The organism is Xylocopilactobacillus apicola, assembly GCF_033095985.1.
In the GTDB taxonomy this organism is placed as follows: domain Bacteria; phylum Bacillota; class Bacilli; order Lactobacillales; family Lactobacillaceae; genus Xylocopilactobacillus; species Xylocopilactobacillus apicola.
On record NZ_AP026802.1, the window covers coordinates 1,427,282 to 1,446,560 of the forward strand.

The following is a 19,279-nucleotide window of genomic DNA, read 5'->3' on the forward strand; positions in this document are numbered from 1 at the left end:
TCACTAATTCAAGATGAATCTTTCAATTAATTCAGCAACGCTGTCATGATTGTTGTCACAATCCAACACATGATCCGCTGCTTTTTTTATTTCTGGAATTGCATTTTCGACTGCTACCCCTAAGCCAGCAGCTTCAATCATTGATAAATCATTAGAATTATCTCCAACTGCAATAATTTCTTCCGGTGAGATATCCAATAATTTTGCTAACTGAAGCAATCCTTTACCTTTGTTAACCCCGCCCGTGTTAAATTCCAGATAGCGATTCGATGAATAGGTAGTCGTTGTTACATCTAACACGTCCTTCGGAACTTCTTCTCTCAATGCTTCCAGTTGCGAACGATCTTGATTCATAAACAGCATCTTCACTAAAGGTTGATCACGCAAAAAATCAATAGAAGGTTCATCAAACACTTGATAAGGAAATCCCATGCGATCAAGATAGTCTTTTTCGCTTTCGTTTAAATTACAAACATAAATTTCCTCCATGCAATAAATATGCATTGGTAGTGAATGATCCTCACCGATTTGAAATAGTTGATTAATCAAATCAAAATCCATGAGCGTCTTTTCAATCACTCGCTCATTTTTATTTTCGGTAATAACACTACCATTAAAGGAAACAACATACTCTCCTGGCTTGTTCAGAGCATCAATTTCATCTAAAGTTTGGCGAATTAGCGTATAGCCCCGTCCACCATTTGGTACAAAAAGCACCCCTTTCGCTCGAGCTTTTCTAATCGCCTCACGGGTCTTCTCTCCCACGTGCTTATCATCATTTAAAAGCGTTTCATCTAAATCACTCGCAATTAACTTGTATTTCATTATCTTTCACCAAAAACAAACCCAAAAAAATTATTTTTGAGCTTGTTCATTCTTTTCTTCGATATGGGTCTTTGTCAAATCGTAAATTTGTAAAACATGTTCATCAATCAAACGATAATAAATCTGTTTATCAGATCTTTCTCCGACAACCAAACGCTGCTGACGTAATAACCGTAACTGATGAGAGACATTCGACGAAGACAAATCCAACAAATTTGCAATCGCTGAAACCGTAATTGGTCCATTAGCGACTGCCAAAATAATCCTCATCCGGGTCGGATCGCTCATCGTTTTAAAAACATCAACGATCGGCTGAAGCTCTGATTTTGATGGTAAATCTAGTTCATCCATCGCTGCCAATTTCTACCTCCCAAAAATTATGTTTGGGGACGCCGAACCAGCAACAAACGTAAACTATTAAAAGTTACAATTAGCGTACTGCCCTCATGTAACGCAACTCCCCAACCAATATTAGTAATTTGTAAAACATTCAACAATAACAATAATACCACAACTGAAAGAGAAAAAATGATATTTTCTATCACAATCCAGTTCATTTTACCAGAAAGATAGTGAGCAAAAGTTAGACGAGACAAATCATTTTTCACTAAAACAACATCAGCCACATCAATCGCAACATCGGTCCCAGATCCCATAGCAACCCCAATATCTGCGTTTACTAACGCAGGAGCATCATTGACTCCATCACCAACCATCGCAACTTCTCGATCTTCTTGGTGTAATTGATCAATTACTTCTACTTTTTGATCTGGCATTACATTAGTTACCACTTCTTCAATCGCCAAATTACCAGCAACGGCTTGACCCGTGATCTTAGAATCACCTGTAATCATCACTGTTTTCACTCCATGATGATTGAAGTACTGGATCGCACTCTTGGCAGTCTCCTTCGGTAAATCCATTAACGCAACTGCCCCAACTACTTTACCGTCAATTCCAAGATAAACAACGGTTTTGCCTTGTTCGCTCCACTTCTTATAACGAATTTTATACGAATCAGAAATTTGATTAAAATTTTCACTTTTACCAATCGAATATTCATGTCCTTGATAACTAGCACTTAAACCTTGACCAATTTTATTCTCACAATCTAATCCGTTTAATTTCTCAGTTGGTTTAAAACCAGCCACAATCGCTTTAGCTAATGGATGATTGCTCTGTTTTTCCAAGGCAACAATCACATTAATTAACTCTTTACGATCAATTGTCTGATCAAAAAAGGAATCTGTCACCGCTGGTTCACCTTGAGTTAAAGTTCCCGTCTTATCAAACGCAATCGCTTTTAACTGCGAAAGGTTGGCTAAATACGCGCCACCCTTAAAAAGAACTCCATTGCGAGCTAAATTAGAAATACTCGACAGTGTTGCTGGAACCGCACTCGCAGCCAAGGCACAAGGAGACGCCGCAACTAAAAAGCCAATCATGCGATAAAAACTCATTTCCCAGGTCCAACCAAATAAAAACGGACCGGCAAGAAGTACAAATGGTAATAATAGTAATACTGTTTTTACATAAACTGGTTCAATTTTTTGAATAATTGTTGCCGTTTTAGTGGGAGTTTCTTGCGCCGTTTCAACCATTTGAATAATTTTGGCAAAAACTGTATCCGAACTATTTTTGGTAACAACCATCTCAAAAGTTGAATTTCCGTTAATCGTCCCACCAAAAACTTCATCGCCAGTTTGCTTTTCGCGTGGAATGCTTTCCCCACTGATCGAAGCTTCGTTAATACTGGCGCTTCCTTTAGTGATCGTACCATCAGTTGGCACTTGGGCACCATTTAAAACTTGAAGATGGTCACCGACTGACAAATCACTGACAGCAACTATTTCCATTTTTCCATCATAATTAATTCTCTGTGCCTCTACAGGTGCCATTTTGAGTAAAGAAGTGATTTCCTTGCGACTTTTATTTTCAGCGTATTCCTCCAGAAAATCTGCGCCAGCGAAAATTAAGATTAATAGTGCAGCTTCTTCAAAACTACCAATAATCATTGAACCAAGTGCCGCTAAACACATCAAAATATGAATGTTTGGAATAAAACGTTTCTGTTCTTTAGTTTTTTCAACTGTATCTGTCAAACCTTCTAAAGTAACGTGATATCCTGCCAAAAGTACAGCTGCGAAAAACAATCCATTTCGCATTATTAACTGATTTTCAGGGACAAATAAAGCTCCAAAGAAAATTACTAGTCCGATCAAATATGCCCAAACTGGCTTTGACAATTTCATAAATATACCTATCTCTCTAAACTCTTTATTGTTCATATGAACAACTGTTCATATATTCATTTAGAATATAAGAGATTTTTTGGTTTTTGTCAAGAAGGAAAATAAAAAAGGAACCTCATCGGTCCCCCATTAAGCAATGGTTCCTTCAACGGTTTCAAGATCGTTTTTGCCGTCCCGTTCAACAATTGCATTAATTGCCGCTGTAATTCCCCTAACATCATCTTCTAATGATAACGATGGTGTTCCTGGGCGGGTAACTACTTGATCGGGTAGAAAAGGAATATGAATAAATCCTGCTTTAATTTTTGGAAATTCTTTGTCTTTCATATACTGAACTTGATAGAAAATATGATTACAAACGAATGTTCCCGCTGTATTTGATACTTCGGCCGGTAAACCTGCCTCACGGATTGCCCGAGCCATCGCTTTAACAGGTAATTGAGTAAAATATGCAGGGGCACCGTCTTCATGAATCCGTTGATTAAAAGGTTGATAACCCGCGTTATCTTTAATCCGACCGTCATCTAAATTAATCGCAACTCGCTCTGGTGTAATCGCAAATCGACCGCCAGCCTGACCAACGTTTAAGACGTAATCAGGTTGATAATTTTTGATTGCTTCCTTTACTACTTCGGCACACCGACCAAATTCGGTTGGAATTTCCAGCTTAATAATTTGAGCTCCAGCAATTGAATCTGACAGTCTTTTAACTGTTTCAATTGCTGGGTTAATTTTATCATCCCCAAAAGGATTGAAGCCTGTTACTAATATTTTCATTTTTAGTCCTCCATTTAAAAAGCCAAGAAATACATTAGTATAATATGAGCAAGTAAAAGGATTGCGGCGATCGGCAATTGCTGTTTAATCACACCCATCTGATCATCCATGTCTAACAGTGCCACTGGCAAACTGTTAAAATTGGCAGCCATTGGTGTCACTAAAGTACCGCAATAACCTGAAGTCATTCCAAGCGCTGCAACGACTGCGGGATTCCCTCCTTGAGCAACAACAAAAGGAATTCCGACTGCAGCTGTAATTATCGCAAATGCTGCAAAAGCATTTCCCATAATGATCGTAAATAGAGCCATTGATATACAATAGAGAATCACTCCAAAAAGTCGATTTCCAGGTGGAAAGGCTCCCGAAATCAACTTGGCTGTCAAATCACCGACACCCGCTGCCGTAAATACTGCACCAAGAGTTGCTAGAAGTTGCGGTAAAATTCCGGCCGTTCCGACTGAACGAATCATCCTTTGAGTATCATTATAAACCATTTTTACTGGAGCCTTTGTTTCAACCATTGCAACAATTAAAGAAATAACTGCTCCAAAACCAACCGCGACTTGACCACCTAGTTTAGTGAATGACCCAATACAGATGGCGACAACAGCTAAAACGATACTAGGTAAGAAAATCCAACCACCTAATTTTTTGGCAAATTGAGCTGCATGTTTTCCATCTACTGGTTCAATTGTCCCAACTTTAATTTGTTTAAATAACGCCAAAACTCCAATTACTAACACTAAAAAACCAGTAATTTTTTTCGGAATAAAATTACCAAAAGCAAAAATTATCGCTAAAATCAACCAGAAAATCCCCGTCCCGATCCGAGCAGGATTTTCTTCATCTTTGAAACTTTCTTGTGCAGCAATCGCCAAACAAACACCAACTAAAGCATAGAAAAACATCAATAAATTACTTGCCATTGACACTCACCTCGTTAAATTTTCGATCAAAAAGTGAATTCCAAATTACTCCTACCACAAAAGTAATAACTGCCATTGGAATTGAATATAGAACGATTTTAGTAGGACTAACTGCGTATTTCAGACCATTCATGGTACTAGAAATCAGTAAAACTCCACTGGAAGCAATGAACAAATTTTGAGCAAAAAAATTACCCAAATTTTCCACGGCCGCCGAATGTCCTTTGATAAGCTCTTGCTCACGTTTTGTTAATGGTCGTTTAGTTTCAGCTGCCGCAGTTGTCATTGGAACTACTAGTGGTCTTACAAAAGTAACTTGCCCTGAAAAAGAAATTCCAAAAATGCCACCAATTTCTCTAATCAACATGTAAATATCGAGAATTGTACTTGGAGTTGCATTTTTGATTCGTTTGATCGCGTTAATAGCTACCTCTTTTAATCCATGACTCTCAACTAAACCAATCATCGGCAAAGTTAGAAAATACAAGGTTACCATTCTGTTATCTGTAAAACTCTTTCCTAAAATCTCTAGTAACTGGCCAAAATCCATCCCCGATAGCAAACCTGTCGCAACCGCTGCAATAATAACAACTGCCGTCGGATCAAATTTTAAAGCAAAACCAATTACAATAATTAAGATTCCAAGTAGTTTTATGTACTCCATTAATCCATCTCCCTCTTAAAATAACAAATATTTTTTAATTTTAACATAAGTTACTGCTTATTTCTAGTTCTTTAAATAGTATAGATAAGGCAAACAATTAATAATTTAACTATCGTTTTTTCTTTTGCTAGAGCTCAATATGCCTAATTGTTCTCGATATTTAGCGACTGTGCGCCGAGCAATTTTTATTCCTGCCTCACCCAACAATTCAACTAACTTTTGATCACTTAACGGATGGGCAGCTTCCTCCTTTGAAATCAATGTTTGTATTTTCAATTGGACCTGAGGTACTGAATGATCAGATTTAGGATTGCTTCTCTTAGTGAAGAAATATTTCAACTCGAAAACCCCAAAATCTGTTTGAAGATATTTTCCATTAATAGTTCGACTCACAGTTGACATACTAATATCTAGTTTTTGTGCTACGTCGCGCAGCAAAAGAGGATTCAAAGGACCTGAATGATGCAGAAAAAAATCTGCCTGTGCTTCAATAATTATTCGGCCAATCATGGAAATAGTCTGAATTCGGCGATCTAAATTGCGTTTTAATGCTTGATATTCTTGATATTTTGACTTGACATAAGATTGCACTTCCAAATCTGTACTTTTTTGCAATTCATTATAAGTTTCTTCCGCAAAAACTAAATTAGGATAACCATATTTAGTCACCTCAAGCGTCAATTTTCCCTTATGATTTCGAACAATCAATTCTGGAACGATGTAATTATTTTGAAGTTTATTTTCCGTAAAAGGATAAGGAGTTAATGTTTGAATGACTTTAAAAGCTGACTGAACCTCTGTAAGTGTTACCCCGAGCATCTTTGAGATTTCGTTCCAACGGTGTTCAATGAGCTCATTAGAACAATTGTCCAATATTTTTAAAGCAAGGGTGCTGGCAGGAGTTGCAGTTTTAAATTGCAATTGTAAACTCAAGCATTCTAGTAAATTCTGCGCCCCAACTCCTGGTGGATCCAAATTGTAAAGTAACTCTTTAGCATCCATTAGGGTAACTTGATCGATCGAAAGTTCCTGTAAAAGATCCTCATCTTTTGTTAATAAGTATCCATGCTCATCTAGGTGCTCTATTAAAACCAAAACTACGACACTTAAGGGAGTATCCCGCATTGTCAAATGCACCTGATCAAATAAATAGTCGTAAACCGTCTGATGTTCCTGCTGATTATTGAAAAGCGTCGTTGACATTTCCACTTCCCGTTTGGAAATCATTGGATTTACGTCAAATAGAGGATTTGACATGCTTACATTTTGAGCATAATCGCTCAGATCAATTAAATTTGTCTGTAATATTAAAATGGACTGCTTCATGCTCTGTGTTAAAGCAAGGCTGTGAAGCTGTTTCTGGTTTATTTGATAACTCTGTTTTAATCCCATCTGCTACACTCGTTTTTACTAATTGTACCTCAGATTTAGTGATAGCGGCAACAAAACTTTAAGCGGCACAAAAAATACCCCCTGCAAATGCAGGGAGTACCTAGCAATGTCGATACCCCGTTTGAAACCTACAGGATCACCCCCGCTTGCGCGGGGAACACTAGTAGATAGCTACAGAATCGAAGATAAGCTGGGGATCACCCCCGCTTGCGCGGGGAACACTGCACGGGGTCAACCTAATCGGGTCTCAGCATAGGATCACCCCCGCTTGCGCGGGGAACACTATAAAGCGGTCAGACTGGCAGGGCTTTATAAAGGATCACCCCCGCTTGCGCGGGGAACACCAAGATTTCAAATCATACATGTGTTGAATTGCGGGATCACCCCCGCTTGCGCGGGGAACACTTACTTCTATCGTTTCACCATTTTCTGGTGTAGGGATCACCCCCGCTTGCGCGGGGAACACGTCATGGTCATGCCCCAGGGCGAAATATCCACAGGATCACCCCCGCTTGCGCGGGGAACACAAAAAAACCACTTCGTCAAGTACCCGCCCTCGGGGATCACCCCCGCTTGCGCGGGGAACACACTAAGAAAATCCCACTAAATCAACATTTCTAAATCTCCAGATCACCATTTTTTATGAGTTTTTCTGCCAGATCCATAGTTGCATCCGCATCAGATAGTGACTCATGAGGCTTTAAATTCTCAATCTCATATTTTTCTAAAACTGTCCCTAACCTGTAATCGTCTAAGAATTTATTTTTCTTTTTGACAACAGGCATCAAATCAATTAGTTTATTTGACAACTCTGATTCATTTAGATTTCTAAACGCCATCGAGATGAACTTATCATCAAACGACAGATTATACCCAACAATCGGCATGTCCTCTGCAAATTCTTTTATATCTAATAATGCTTCAGACAATTCAACACCTTCATTTTCTAAAATTAAATTCGTGATACCTGTTAATTTCGTAATATTTTCAGGTATTTTTTTGTCGGTCTTAACGAACACATGGAACTTTTCTTTGAATCCATCAATATTATTTTTAACTGCACCAATGGAAATTATCTGATCTTTACTAACATCTAAACCTGTAGTTTCAACATCAAGTGACATAAAGCTAGTTGGATTATTGGATACGACCCGTTTTTGAGTAAACTTTTTGGCTTTCCGCCATTTGGCAGCATTGCTAAATCCGTGTTTTACAAGTCCTTCTACCTTATTTAATCGCTTTACTAACGGGATACCGTCAAAATCTACAACCTGATAGTCAATTCTCGTAGTCCTGATTTGATAACCGAACTCGTTTTGAACATTGAAGACCATCGTTGCCTGACCATTGCCAATATCTCGCATAATTCGATCCCACAATTGATCTCGAATTCTAGCACTAAAATTTCCAACATAAACGCCAGTCTGGATTTCTTGACACCACTTGGTTAAGTCACCTCTTAAGGAACGAGGAACTTTTGTTAAAGTAATAACGATCATTAAATTTCGTTTTCCTCATACTCTGAATATTGAACGCCGAATTTTTGCAGACCGATTTTATCATCCCATAGTCCAAGGATCTCTACATCCTGTTCATCTTCAACTTCTAGTAAAAATTTTAAATCTTGAACCATTCGGATCATTATTTTTCCATCGACAAACTTGTCTCGCATTGCCAATCTAGTTCGCGAACCGATATCCTTATCTTCCCCAAAATCAGCAGCCATTTTAAAAGCGGTTGGAATTGAAAATTCGGCCTTATACAGATCAGCAAAATCATATACAAATGATAAATCATGTCCTGTGTGCACAAAACCAAGAGCAGGTGATGCACCAAGCGCCACAATAACGCTATAACTTAGACCATACAGAGCTTGGTGCGCTGCAGTTAAAGCTTTATTAACGGGGGTTCCTGAATCAAAATCATCATGATTATATTCACGCTTGGTCCAAGGAACGTTAGTCAATCGTGATTGTGCGCGGTAAACTTGCCGAATTCTAGCACCTTCTTTCCCCCGCAGTTCCTGCATAGTTAAACCAGTGACATCTTCATTGGGAAATCTCATTTGATACATTTTTCTAGCAACAGATATTCTTGAGCGAGTATTTGATACCAAAAGTGCTTGTTTTTCAATCAGTGCAGATGAATGGCTCAGCGGTCGACCGTGCGCATAGTGACGTACTCCTCTTTCACCCACCCATACAACACTCATGCCTGCATCACCAATTAATTCCATTGCCCGATGCGTGATATCAACTCCTGGTCCAAGAAAAAGAACGCTAATAATTCCTGCAGGTACAAACACGGTACCTTTACTATCGGCAACAACAATGGCGCTATCTTGTCGATTTAATTTAGCATGTTCTAAATATAAAAAAGTAATCCGATCTTTAATTCTTCCCAATTCAGAAAGCTCTGGTTTTTTCGCACCAAATTTTGGTTTCATGTTATTTAACCGGAATTACTGTCATCAAACCCATCCCGTAGGCCTTCTCACGACCAATACCATGGATCAAAGTATCTTTAAATTTATCTACATCACTGATTTCAAGAAAACCTTCATATGATACTCGGCTCAATCTGATGGTTTTATTTCCATTATGCCTTAAAGTAGCTTGATCTCGACTAACAATATTAAATGAATAATCACCTTCATCATTTTGAAGAATTCGAAAACCTGCCTTTTCAGATTTCTTTATCAGCCATTCTTTTTGATGTCTAATTGTAATATGAGGATAAACTTTACCTCGTTTTTCACCTGGCGTTATAACTGAATAAGTTGGATTCGCAGTTAAGCGAAATTGTAAGCGTTGACCATTTGTTAATGAATTTAAAAACTGATCATAAGATTTACTAACTTCCGTCCCCTCGACTCCGTATCTTGAAAAGCAAGAAGGATCAGGCTTGTCGTTGCTCAAAACGATCAAATAAGTCTTCTCCTCTAAAGTATCAATTCGCCATAAATTTCTTGGATGAGCTTTCTCTTGAATTACCTCAGGAAAACTTTGTTCAACCCAGTTGTGATAAGCTCCCAAGTGGGTTAAATCTTTAGTTTTCTGACGATTATTTAAATCGATTTCTACCCTTGATAAATACATTTTGTTTTCTCCTACAACGCACTAAAAGGATCGTGATCTGTCGATTGATCTTTTTCTTGATAAGACGGATTAGTCAATTCAATCATATCTCTCTCAACTGGACGATAGTTGAAAAAACGATTCTTTTGACTAAATGATCCGACACTATCTTTTACCATGAAATATTTATCTCCACTAAGTAACTTTGAATCAGCCAGTAATTCAACTTTAACCGTTTGCTTATTAGATTTTGATTTTTGATACCAGCGGCTCGCTTGCCATGGAAAATCCTTTAAAACTTGAACTGGATTTAACCCAGAAAATTCTTCGATCTGCAAAACTCCTGCTGGTACATTTGCGCGCCGTCCCAAAAACAGTTGATAGCCCGGATGTCTAAGAGCAAATTGTATCTCATCGATTAACGAGTCATTATCACTTCCAATCGCTACCGCAAATACTGCATCTTGAATGTGTCCCCGATAAGTCAATTTTCGGGTGTCTTTTTTCCACTCAACCGTTTGAAATTCAGTAAAAACTCGACCTGGCTGATCAATTCTAACTGCAAAATCAAGACCATTTAAATCTGTGATTTTTTCATCATCTCGCTGGAATCCAAGTGCCGCAGCAATCATTCCGATCACTGCACTTTTTGAAGGATGAAGACTCGTAGTTCGCTGATTAAATGTTGCTTCATTACCAAACGACTGAAGAGGACCGGTTAATTTAATCGTTATCGTTTTCATTTTGGACCACTTGTTGAAGCTCTTCTGATACTTTACTTAGTAACTCATTTAAATCTGTTACTTGATCGTCCTTCAAAATACTATCTTTATCTCTTTCAATCTTTTCCATTGACAGTATTAAAGTTTTAATCGGTGTATCCACCATCTTCAAAGTGTTTTGATATTCTTCTTCTAGTTTATTAATTGATGGTTTGACGTATCCTTGATTTGATTTCACTGGTTCTTCAAATGCTGAAACCAAATTAACGGGAGTATCAGTTCTAAGCGTAATCATTACATAATTAGGAAGAGTTTTATTGGCAAAAGTATTCTGCTTACCAGTTGGCATTGATAGTACAAACGATTTGATAAATTCAACTGCTCCTTCAACTGCCGCTTCAGATCCTAAATTATGAACCAACTCTGGGAAGTTTAAATTCGCATAACGATACAAAGTTGAAGAATTGTATTCGATCGAGCCTAACATTGTAGCTCCCGTTGTATCTTCTTTTTGGAGATCATCAAGGGCAGTGAAATAGTCAAATTCAGGTACTACTTCATGGGTAGAAATTGCATGGGCAACTTGAGAAGATCCTTCGACATTTAGTTCTGGATTATCAGCAACCATCCGACCAAACAGAGCTAAATCTACTGACTGATTACCGTTGAAGATTTCTTTAAGTTCTTTTTTATCTATTTCTTCATGAGCAAGCACATATTCAGCAATTTTTTCAACTTGTCCTTTACTTATTAAAAGCAAAGCAGCCGTATCTTCACCTTTTAATTTAATGCCAGTACTTTTGAATACTTCTTTAACTTTATTATCCGCATCACTCTCAGATAAAGAAGAATCTAATGACATGATTTTCTCTTTTAATAATTGAGCCAACTTTACTGTTCTTAATCCTGAACCCAAATCTTTACCATTCAACGCATGTCTCATTGCTCGTTTCCAGCTCTGAGAAGATACTCGTGATCTGATAACTCCACCATATAAGGCAGTCTTTGGTGCCCCTGTGTCGTCACGATTGATATTAGACGATGGGACAGCTTGAAGGACATTGATGTCCAAGTATAGATTATTTTTATTAGTCATTTTTTTCTCCTTTTTCTTCTGCTTTCTTAGCAGCATTTCCATAATATTGTTGACCCCATGATAATCGAACCGAATTTGCCGATTCGTAACTCATTTGAAACCAATAAAGGTCTTGAGCCAATTTTCCATAATCAATTTTTATCTTCAATTTTTTCGATTTAATGATGCCAACCAAGTGATTAAGTGAATTGATGACGCTATTAACATCAGTTGTTGACAATGTTTGGCGAACTCGCCGATCCAAAGCTACTTCTAAATCTTCGTTATGTCTCAATTCACCCAAAACCGTGAAAAGGTCAACTCCTGGCTCTAACTTGTCATCTGATTCTGAATCAGAATTAGATTCTTTTTTATAGTCAATTGGTCCATAAACGAATTCATCACTGCCCTGCTGATGAATTGCATACATTCTCAAAGCAGAATATACTGCCTTTTCAGCGTATGATGGTTGACCATTTCTTCCCAATAAATCCTCTCGTAACGCTCTCATTATAATCGGCCAGGCGGGTTGAGCTCGAGGGCTGTTAAAACTTGCTGCACCACGAATACTAGCCAAAACTCCTCGGTAACTAGCGGTCCCATGTAATATATGTATAATTGAACCAGTTACATTTTTAATTTCACTTTGTTTCATAATTTCTGTTACCCTTTTATTCCTAGCTTGTTTAGAACACTTCCTAACAAACGATTTCTTGCAATAAAAATATTAAGAGACTTATTGTTGTCTTCTTCAATCCCCGTAATATCACGTGGACTGCTATTTTTCATAAATTCTTTAACCTCAGAATTAACAATATCCCACAATGTTTCTTTCCACTCATTAATTTTCAGATCTCGATCATCATGATCTGATAATGAAGCTAACCACTCTTTGAATGGAAGATTTAATCGATCATAAAATTTACTCATTTGCTTTTTGTTAAATTCTTTCGAATCAAGACTCCGAATTTTAGATAAATTATCAGAAAATTTCCAATAGCTTTTGGCAACATCTTGGGTTAAGTCGATTGTATCCTCAATTCGTCGAGGCCAAAAATCTTGTTTATCGTCAAAGATTACATCAAGTCTCATTGTCAAATCATCAGATATTTCCGCAAAAGGCGATTGAGATGTCGCATTTCCATCACTAACCAGTGAAACTGAAACTAAAGATACTGGTAATGACCGATCGATCATTCCATCTCCTTTAAGCCGACTCAACCAACTAACGATCCCTGGTCGATGAGTTTCATTCGATTTATTCGGATTCACGTAATCTCCAAAATTACGCCACATCGCTACATCCATATAGTCCTTGTTTTTAACTGCCGGAACATAAATATCAGGCTCTTTTTTTGATTTTTTTCTCCAAGTACTCATCGGTTCAATATCAAAAGCATTATCTGGACTGTACATTGGGACTCCCGCACTATAAATTGTCGGAACCCCATCAGATGACCATTCAATGTGAATTAGGCGAGACCATGATGTGTACAAAGCTGCACGATTATCGGGCAGTAATTCTTTCTTGCGCCATTTAACATATTCCTTAATATCAGTGCATTCCCAAATGGGACGCTCAATGTGATACTCCTCATCATCGAAAACCAAGTTCAACATTAATGTCTCAAATAAATTTTTGCCTTTTACGTAAACCGGGTTTAACTTATAGAGCCACCCGGAAGGCGATGAAAACTTTTCTGAAGTTTCAACCTTTGCCTTGTCTGTTACACCGGTATAGTTTTGATAAGAAATCAACCAGCGGACTAATTCAGGCATATCTAATTCATTTTTAAAATCAGATATTTTGGGAGAAAATAGATCTGGCGTATTATTACTCTCTGAAATTTGGCGGTTCATCTGCTTTATAGCAACCGTTCCTGTTCCTTTTTCAATTTTGTACTTTTCAAGGACCAGTGAATCATAATCTTCTTTTGATACTTGGTAAAAAGGATGTTCACCGAAAACATCAAACTTATCTTGATTATGTTTTAAGTAGTCAATGACAACGGAAGTAAACTGACCATTTTGAAATAAACTCTCCCAAGTATCTAATAAGTCCTCCTCATCGTAATCTATAGTTGAATTTAAGACCTGAAAATTATCTGGATCAATTTCCAACCATTCATAAGGTCTATTTTCATTACTAAAGCGTGAATAGACGGTGTGCAAAATTGCTAGTAAAAATCTCATTATCGCAAGGTCTTGAGATCGCATTTCTCCTGCCAATTGCCGATAGTTATTGGCATTTTCGAAAAAATCGATCAACGACACTTCGCAAGTTTTTGAATCACTATCAATTACTTTAATCCAGGGATCAGTGGTTAAGTTGAATTGTTTATTATTCATTGCTTTCCTCCTTTGTTAATTTTAGCCCAAACTTAGGCGAATAATTCAGATTCCACTTCTGATTAATTGTAGCATTAAAGTTTTCGTCTAATTTGACCGCTAATTCTCCTTTTAACCACTTACTAGATTCCCATCTTGGAAAGTATTTTCTAGTCGACGTTTCTAAATCATTAATAATTTTATCTACATCATAATAAATCGCAGCGGGTAATCGAATAATTTGTTCAGCAATCTCTTTGTCCGAACATTTCTCAATCGGTCTACCATCAATTAAAAAAGTGTGGTCTTTCTTCTCTTGAATTAAAATGACTTCAAGTGTTTCTTTGATATCACGAACTGCAGCTTGCGCTTTCTGGTCATCGACTTTACTGTGCGAGTTCCCCAACCAACCATGTAAATTATTTCTTTTAGACGGTCGCTTCAACCGAAATGCTTGTGCCTTAGTCTCAGAGTCTGCTAAATGAGTTTCAAATTCATCACGAGCTTCTTCAAGCCCCTCTACTTCAGGATCATTTTCTTTGTCATAAACTGCTTGGACCAAATTAGATATATCTTTGGGCAAATTAATCTGATCATTTAGATAATAATCGGTTTTCATGAGGAGATATTTTTCATAGATAGCCTCATTTCCTGATCCGTAGTTACCCATAGATTCAATACCCATTACATATAATTTAGGATCTTTGAACTTGTCAGGTCGTTTAATCGCATGACGATGGAGTCTTCCAGCTCGCTGCAAAAGTAAATCCATTGGGGAAATATCGGTATAAAGAACATCGAAATCAATATCTAGTGATTGTTCAAGAACTTGTGTGCCAATCACAACCATTTTTTTAGGTCTTTGTACATCTTTGCCAATTTTCGATTGCAAATATTTTTCAATTTGTGTTCGTTCAGGGGCTAAAAACGCTGAATGCAGAACAATCAATTCAACATCTTCTTTATCGACGAGTTCAGCCAACGCTTGAGCTCTTTTAACTGTGTTAACGATCACTCCTGCAACTCCACCGCCAGCGATTTCCGATAAGATTGACTGAACTAGTTCCTCATCTTCTAAATTAATTCGTTCAACTTCAAGCGTTACAGGTTTTTGATCTGAATGTCCCGCAAAATTAGAAACTTGCTTGACCTCAGTTCCATCTAAAACCGTCAACAAAGGATAAGCCTGTGATTTAGTCCAATCTCCACCTACACCTATCGATTTTCCGTATTTTCCACGGTAGTAACTTGCAATTAACTCCTGCCGTTTTTCTTTTGGCAATGTTGCTGACAAAATCACCATCGGGACCCGATACGCTCCAAGCCACTCAATTGCCATGTACAAATATTGACTCATATAGGCGTCATACGCGTGCACCTCGTCAATTACAACCACTTTATTATTAAAACCTAAGTGTCTCAAAAATAAATGTTTTTGTTTAAGCGCCATCAGCAAAAGCATATCAATTGTACCGACCGTGAAATTAGCTAACGTTGATTTCTTCCCAGAAAACCAGTCATTAACAACTACAGCACCTGTATCTTCGATGTTACTGGCGTTTGGTAGATTTTCGTAATCTGAATTGAATTGCGCCTTGCCGTGCAGCAATTTGAATGGGAAGTTTTCGTTTTGATCTTTGGCTAACGTTTCTAACCAACTAAGCACCCTGTTGAACATCGCATTACTCGTAGCTTGGGTGGGCAAACCCCAAAACAATCCACTACGTTTAGTGGCATAAGCTAGTTGTTCTGTAGCTACTAGAGAAATTTCAGTTTTTCCTAATCCCATCGGTGCTTCAATGATCACCATTCCAGGATCATTTGCTTGATCAATAGTTTCTGTGATAACTCTTTGCACTGGTCGAGCATTAAAACCCCAACGTTTTCGATAAGGATCTTCCTCAAGACTCACCTTTTTCGGTTCCCAATTTTCTCCAATATTCCATGTTTCAATTGCATTTTCAAAACGAGCTTGAAAATCAATGTCATCAAAATTTTTATCAAGAGAAATTAACGGAAACAGTTTTTTACTCCGATCATTCCCCAGAAACTCACTCGATGCGAACCAATCGGCTGTAATTAAAAGTCCCTCTAAAACTACGGCTCGTGATTGATTAACGTTTGGAATGTCTTTTACGGATTGATACCCTGCTCGACTTAATCCGTATTCAAAAATTTCTTTCTGAACGTTTCGCCACATCTTACATACTTCCGGAACGCTACTGTCAGATCTAGGATCTTTATCGTATTGATAATAATTAGCTCTATAATCATTGATTTGATTATAAGGAACATTTTCTCCAGCATCCCCGTGATGTCCTCCGATAATTGATCCGATTGATTCAGGAACACCTAAGTCCTCTAATATAGCTTCACCAGCCATGGCATGTGGTGATTTTCTAGGAAATGACAAACTAATCTGATCCAGATCGATAAATTTTGATTGAACCAACTTATCAATCAATTCGTTATCTAATTCTTTGTCACCATTATATGAAGGAATGGTTTGAAATGCTGGCGTTGCTTTACCAATATCATGGGTAATGCCCAAAAACTTTACTAATTTCCTCAGTTCATCCTCATCACCAACACCTTCAACAAACCAACTTTTTGTCCCTTCACTTAACCAGTGGTTTAGGAGCCAACCAATCGTATTTTCGGCATCAATTAAGTGTGCCATTAAAGGCAACCAAAGTTGCTTCCCGTCCTCATTCGATTTTTTAGCCCACATATTTCGGGCCATTAAATTTACTTTTTTATTTTCTTTCATCCATTCTCCTTACTTCAAACTCGAATATTTTAGATAATACTATAGTTTTTTCTTAGAGTCAATTTTTAATTCAAAAAAATAGCGGTTTGACTGCCGCTAATTTTTTTTGAAAACTTAATACACCCGCTTATGCGGGGAATACTATATTCCAAATAATACTATAAGGATCACCCCTGCTTATTGCAGGGAATAAACTTACAAAAAGTTCCTTTAGAAGATTAGTTCTTTCCACTCAAATTTTCAACCCCTATTTTCATTGCAACAAAAAATCCCTTGTATTAAATCGACAAATACAAAGGATTGGTCAATTACTTGACTTTACAAACGCTATTATAAACGGAAATACTTAAAAGATGACTGATATTTTTTTCTATTCGACAACTTAAAACCGTTCCCTCAATATCTAATACAGCTATTGTGTCATCAACCAATAAATTCAAATGATACCAACGATCTGTTTTTAATTTTTTTTGCCGAGTTAACCCAATATTTTGCATTTGAAACCATCGCAAATTTGGCGTTCGCTCAATCGATATAGCTTGATCAGACATAGAAATATTAAATTCATAACCCTCAAACGTAGCTTCATTTTCAAAGAAAATAACCCCCAACTGTCCATAATCTTTTTCAAATAAAAAATCCATTGAAAAAAGATAATTGTTTTTTAATTTTTTTTGAACGATTATTTCTTGCCGTTTTGAAAGCGAATTTATTTTCAGATCAGAAACAGTGATTTTAGACTCAACCGTCTCAAGAATCGAATCGACCAATTTAGTTTGTAATACTCCATCCGGGGCGGGATAAATTTCTAAAGGCAAAAACGTGCCTCCCCACAAATAGTTATTGATATCTTTACCTGCTTCTTTTGAAGGAACCCAGCCAAATAAATATTTGCGTTTATCATCACCACAACAACGCGCTGCATAATAAGCGCGACCATTGAAAGTATCATCGCGAGGAATTATCCAATTTCCATTTAATTCTCGGCTGTAACAATAGTGGGTCGTTTTCTTATAATCATATTCCGAATAAATCAGATACCACCATGCTCCAATCCTTACAAGTTGGGGCATTTCCATCATCGTATACATATCCGGCGCAAAAAAATCGCCCTGAAAATTCCAATTTTGACAATCATGTGAAGTAAAATAGACGATCCGTCCCGTTTTTAATTTTTTGTTGCCCTTTAACCGGGTTCCTAAAATCAATAAATATTCCTGATTTTTTTCATCCCAAATCACATTGGGATCACGCCAATCGTCTCCATCATAGCCTTTTTGCGGTAATAAACTGTTTACAATTCCGAGCTTATTCCATTTGATCCCATCACTACTAACCGCTTGCATCAACACTTGAGATGGCTTCTCTTTATTTACAAAATTTCGATTATAACCGGTATAGTATGCTACTAAATCATGATTTGCATTTAGAAAAACACTTCCAGCGTACACAAACTGATCCTGATCATCATCGCTACCTTTCGGTAGCACCTCCCCATAATTTGTATAATTTATAAAATCTTTTGTCGTAACTAATTGCCAGCCAAACGGATCGCCAAAAGGAACCGGATTGCGCGTATCCTTTTGATAATATAGATAAAACAACCCATCTTTTTGATTAAAAAATGGCATACAATCTCCAAAAAAACAATTATCGGGTCGAAATAAATATTGTTCCATAAAGATTCCCTTCTTTAAATAAAATGAAAATCGGTTAAAGATTTCACAATGCCCAAATTATCATTTGTATCGGTTACCAGATCAACCATTTTCTTGATTTCATCTTTTCCATTCCCCATTGCTACCGAATAATTTACTGCCTTGAACATACTTATATCATTGTATCCATCTCCAAAAGCATATGTAGGAATCCCCTGCAAACCTGATTTTTCAATAAAGTTAATAATTCCTTGCCCCTTAGAATTCCCTTTAGATACAGCATCAATGGTATGATCACTTGTAATAAATAGTTCTAGATTAGGCATATTTTTAATATAGTTATCGTCAGTATGATGTGACAAAATCAATAGTTGATTAACAGGATTGGCCTCATAAAAGTTTAAGTTTACTTCAGGAAATGGTTGTCCTTTATGTTCATAGAAGTGCCTAGATAAATATTGGTCTTTCGATACACATATTTGCTTGTAATTATAAAAGCAAACTACATCATCTCTTTTCAATGAGTAGTCAACAGCCTGCTCACAAATATCTTTTTCGATAAAATTATTTTGGATAATTTGTCCTTCGTACTCCAAATATTGGCCATTCATAGAAACTATCGATTTAATATGACACTTCTCCATAATATTCTTAACCTCAAAAACTGACCTTCCCGTACAAAGAGCTGGTAAATAGCCATTATCTTTCAGTTTAATAATTGCGCTCCTCACTTCTTCTACAAGTGTGGATTTACTGGATAACAGCGTTCCATCAACATCAAAGAAAATCAAAGCTTTATATTCGCTCACT

The 19,279-nt window shown here is 37.2% G+C and carries 17 protein-coding genes and 1 CRISPR repeat array; all 17 genes read right to left on the minus strand.

Features of this window, described 5'->3' with window-relative positions:
• Positions 1-3: 3 nt before the first annotated feature.
• Positions 4-825 carry a Cof-type HAD-IIB family hydrolase gene (locus R8495_RS07070; RefSeq protein WP_317634778.1) on the minus strand — a complete coding sequence of 274 codons (822 nt, stop codon included), beginning with the start codon at positions 823-825 and terminating at the stop codon, positions 4-6.
• 30 nt (positions 826-855) lie between these two features.
• Entirely contained in the window at positions 856-1,176 is a 321-nt protein-coding gene (locus R8495_RS07075) for an ArsR/SmtB family transcription factor (RefSeq protein ID WP_317636609.1), read from the minus strand.
• Between the two features lie 26 nt (positions 1,177-1,202).
• A complete protein-coding gene (locus R8495_RS07080; RefSeq protein WP_317634779.1) occupies positions 1,203-3,077 on the minus strand; it encodes a heavy metal translocating P-type ATPase in 1,875 nt (624 codons plus the stop codon).
• 129 nt (positions 3,078-3,206) lie between these two features.
• Complete coding sequence (pcp, locus tag R8495_RS07085; RefSeq protein ID WP_317634780.1) at positions 3,207-3,854, minus strand: pyroglutamyl-peptidase I; 648 nt, start codon at positions 3,852-3,854, stop codon at positions 3,207-3,209.
• 14 nt (positions 3,855-3,868) lie between these two features.
• Entirely contained in the window at positions 3,869-4,783 is a 915-nt protein-coding gene (locus R8495_RS07090; RefSeq protein ID WP_317634781.1) for a DUF979 domain-containing protein, read from the minus strand.
• Positions 4,773-5,447, minus strand: a complete 675-nt coding sequence (locus R8495_RS07095) for a DUF969 domain-containing protein (protein WP_317634782.1) — start codon at positions 5,445-5,447, stop codon at positions 4,773-4,775. Before R8495_RS07095 ends, R8495_RS07090 begins: the two co-directional genes overlap by 11 nt.
• 105 nt (positions 5,448-5,552) lie before the next feature.
• Positions 5,553-6,839 carry an RNA polymerase factor sigma-54 gene (rpoN, locus tag R8495_RS07100; protein WP_317634783.1) on the minus strand — a complete coding sequence of 429 codons (1,287 nt, stop codon included), beginning with the start codon at positions 6,837-6,839 and terminating at the stop codon, positions 5,553-5,555.
• Positions 6,840-6,972: 133 nt separating this feature from the next.
• Positions 6,973-7,427: direct repeats of the CRISPR family, unit length 28 nt; unit sequence GGATCACCCCCGCTTGCGCGGGGAACAC.
• A 29-nt stretch (positions 7,428-7,456) separates the two neighbouring features.
• A complete protein-coding gene (gene cas2e, locus R8495_RS07105) occupies positions 7,457-8,338 on the minus strand; it encodes a type I-E CRISPR-associated endoribonuclease Cas2e (protein ID WP_317634784.1) in 882 nt (293 codons plus the stop codon).
• Positions 8,338-9,285, minus strand: coding sequence for a type I-E CRISPR-associated endonuclease Cas1e (cas1e, locus tag R8495_RS07110; RefSeq protein ID WP_317634785.1), 948 nt, complete (start codon positions 9,283-9,285; stop codon positions 8,338-8,340). Before cas1e ends, cas2e begins: the two co-directional genes overlap by 1 nt.
• A 1-nt stretch (position 9,286) precedes the next feature.
• Positions 9,287-9,937, minus strand: a complete 651-nt coding sequence (gene cas6e, locus R8495_RS07115) for a type I-E CRISPR-associated protein Cas6/Cse3/CasE (protein WP_317634786.1) — start codon at positions 9,935-9,937, stop codon at positions 9,287-9,289.
• Between the two features lie 11 nt (positions 9,938-9,948).
• On the minus strand, positions 9,949-10,659 hold the full coding sequence (gene cas5e, locus R8495_RS07120; RefSeq protein WP_317634787.1) for a type I-E CRISPR-associated protein Cas5/CasD: 711 nt from the start codon (positions 10,657-10,659) through the stop codon (positions 9,949-9,951).
• Positions 10,640-11,734: a type I-E CRISPR-associated protein Cas7/Cse4/CasC gene (gene cas7e, locus R8495_RS07125; RefSeq protein ID WP_317634788.1), complete on the minus strand. Its 1,095-nt coding sequence runs from the start codon at positions 11,732-11,734 to the stop codon at positions 10,640-10,642. Before cas7e ends, cas5e begins: the two co-directional genes overlap by 20 nt.
• Positions 11,727-12,368, minus strand: coding sequence for a type I-E CRISPR-associated protein Cse2/CasB (casB, locus tag R8495_RS07130; RefSeq protein WP_317634789.1), 642 nt, complete (start codon positions 12,366-12,368; stop codon positions 11,727-11,729). The genes cas7e and casB overlap by 8 nt, the downstream gene beginning before the upstream one ends.
• Before the next feature lie 8 nt (positions 12,369-12,376).
• On the minus strand, positions 12,377-14,062 hold the full coding sequence (locus tag R8495_RS07135) for a type I-E CRISPR-associated protein Cse1/CasA (protein WP_317634790.1): 1,686 nt from the start codon (positions 14,060-14,062) through the stop codon (positions 12,377-12,379).
• Complete coding sequence (gene cas3 / locus R8495_RS07140; RefSeq protein ID WP_317634791.1) at positions 14,055-16,811, minus strand: CRISPR-associated helicase Cas3'; 2,757 nt, start codon at positions 16,809-16,811, stop codon at positions 14,055-14,057. The genes R8495_RS07135 and cas3 overlap by 8 nt, the downstream gene beginning before the upstream one ends.
• A gap of 308 nt (positions 16,812-17,119) precedes the next feature.
• Positions 17,120-18,442, minus strand: coding sequence for a glycoside hydrolase family protein (locus tag R8495_RS07145; RefSeq protein ID WP_317634792.1), 1,323 nt, complete (start codon positions 18,440-18,442; stop codon positions 17,120-17,122).
• 62 nt (positions 18,443-18,504) lie between these two features.
• Positions 18,505-19,278, minus strand: coding sequence for a Cof-type HAD-IIB family hydrolase (locus R8495_RS07150; RefSeq protein WP_317634793.1), 774 nt, complete (start codon positions 19,276-19,278; stop codon positions 18,505-18,507).
• Position 19,279: the final 1 nt, after the last annotated feature.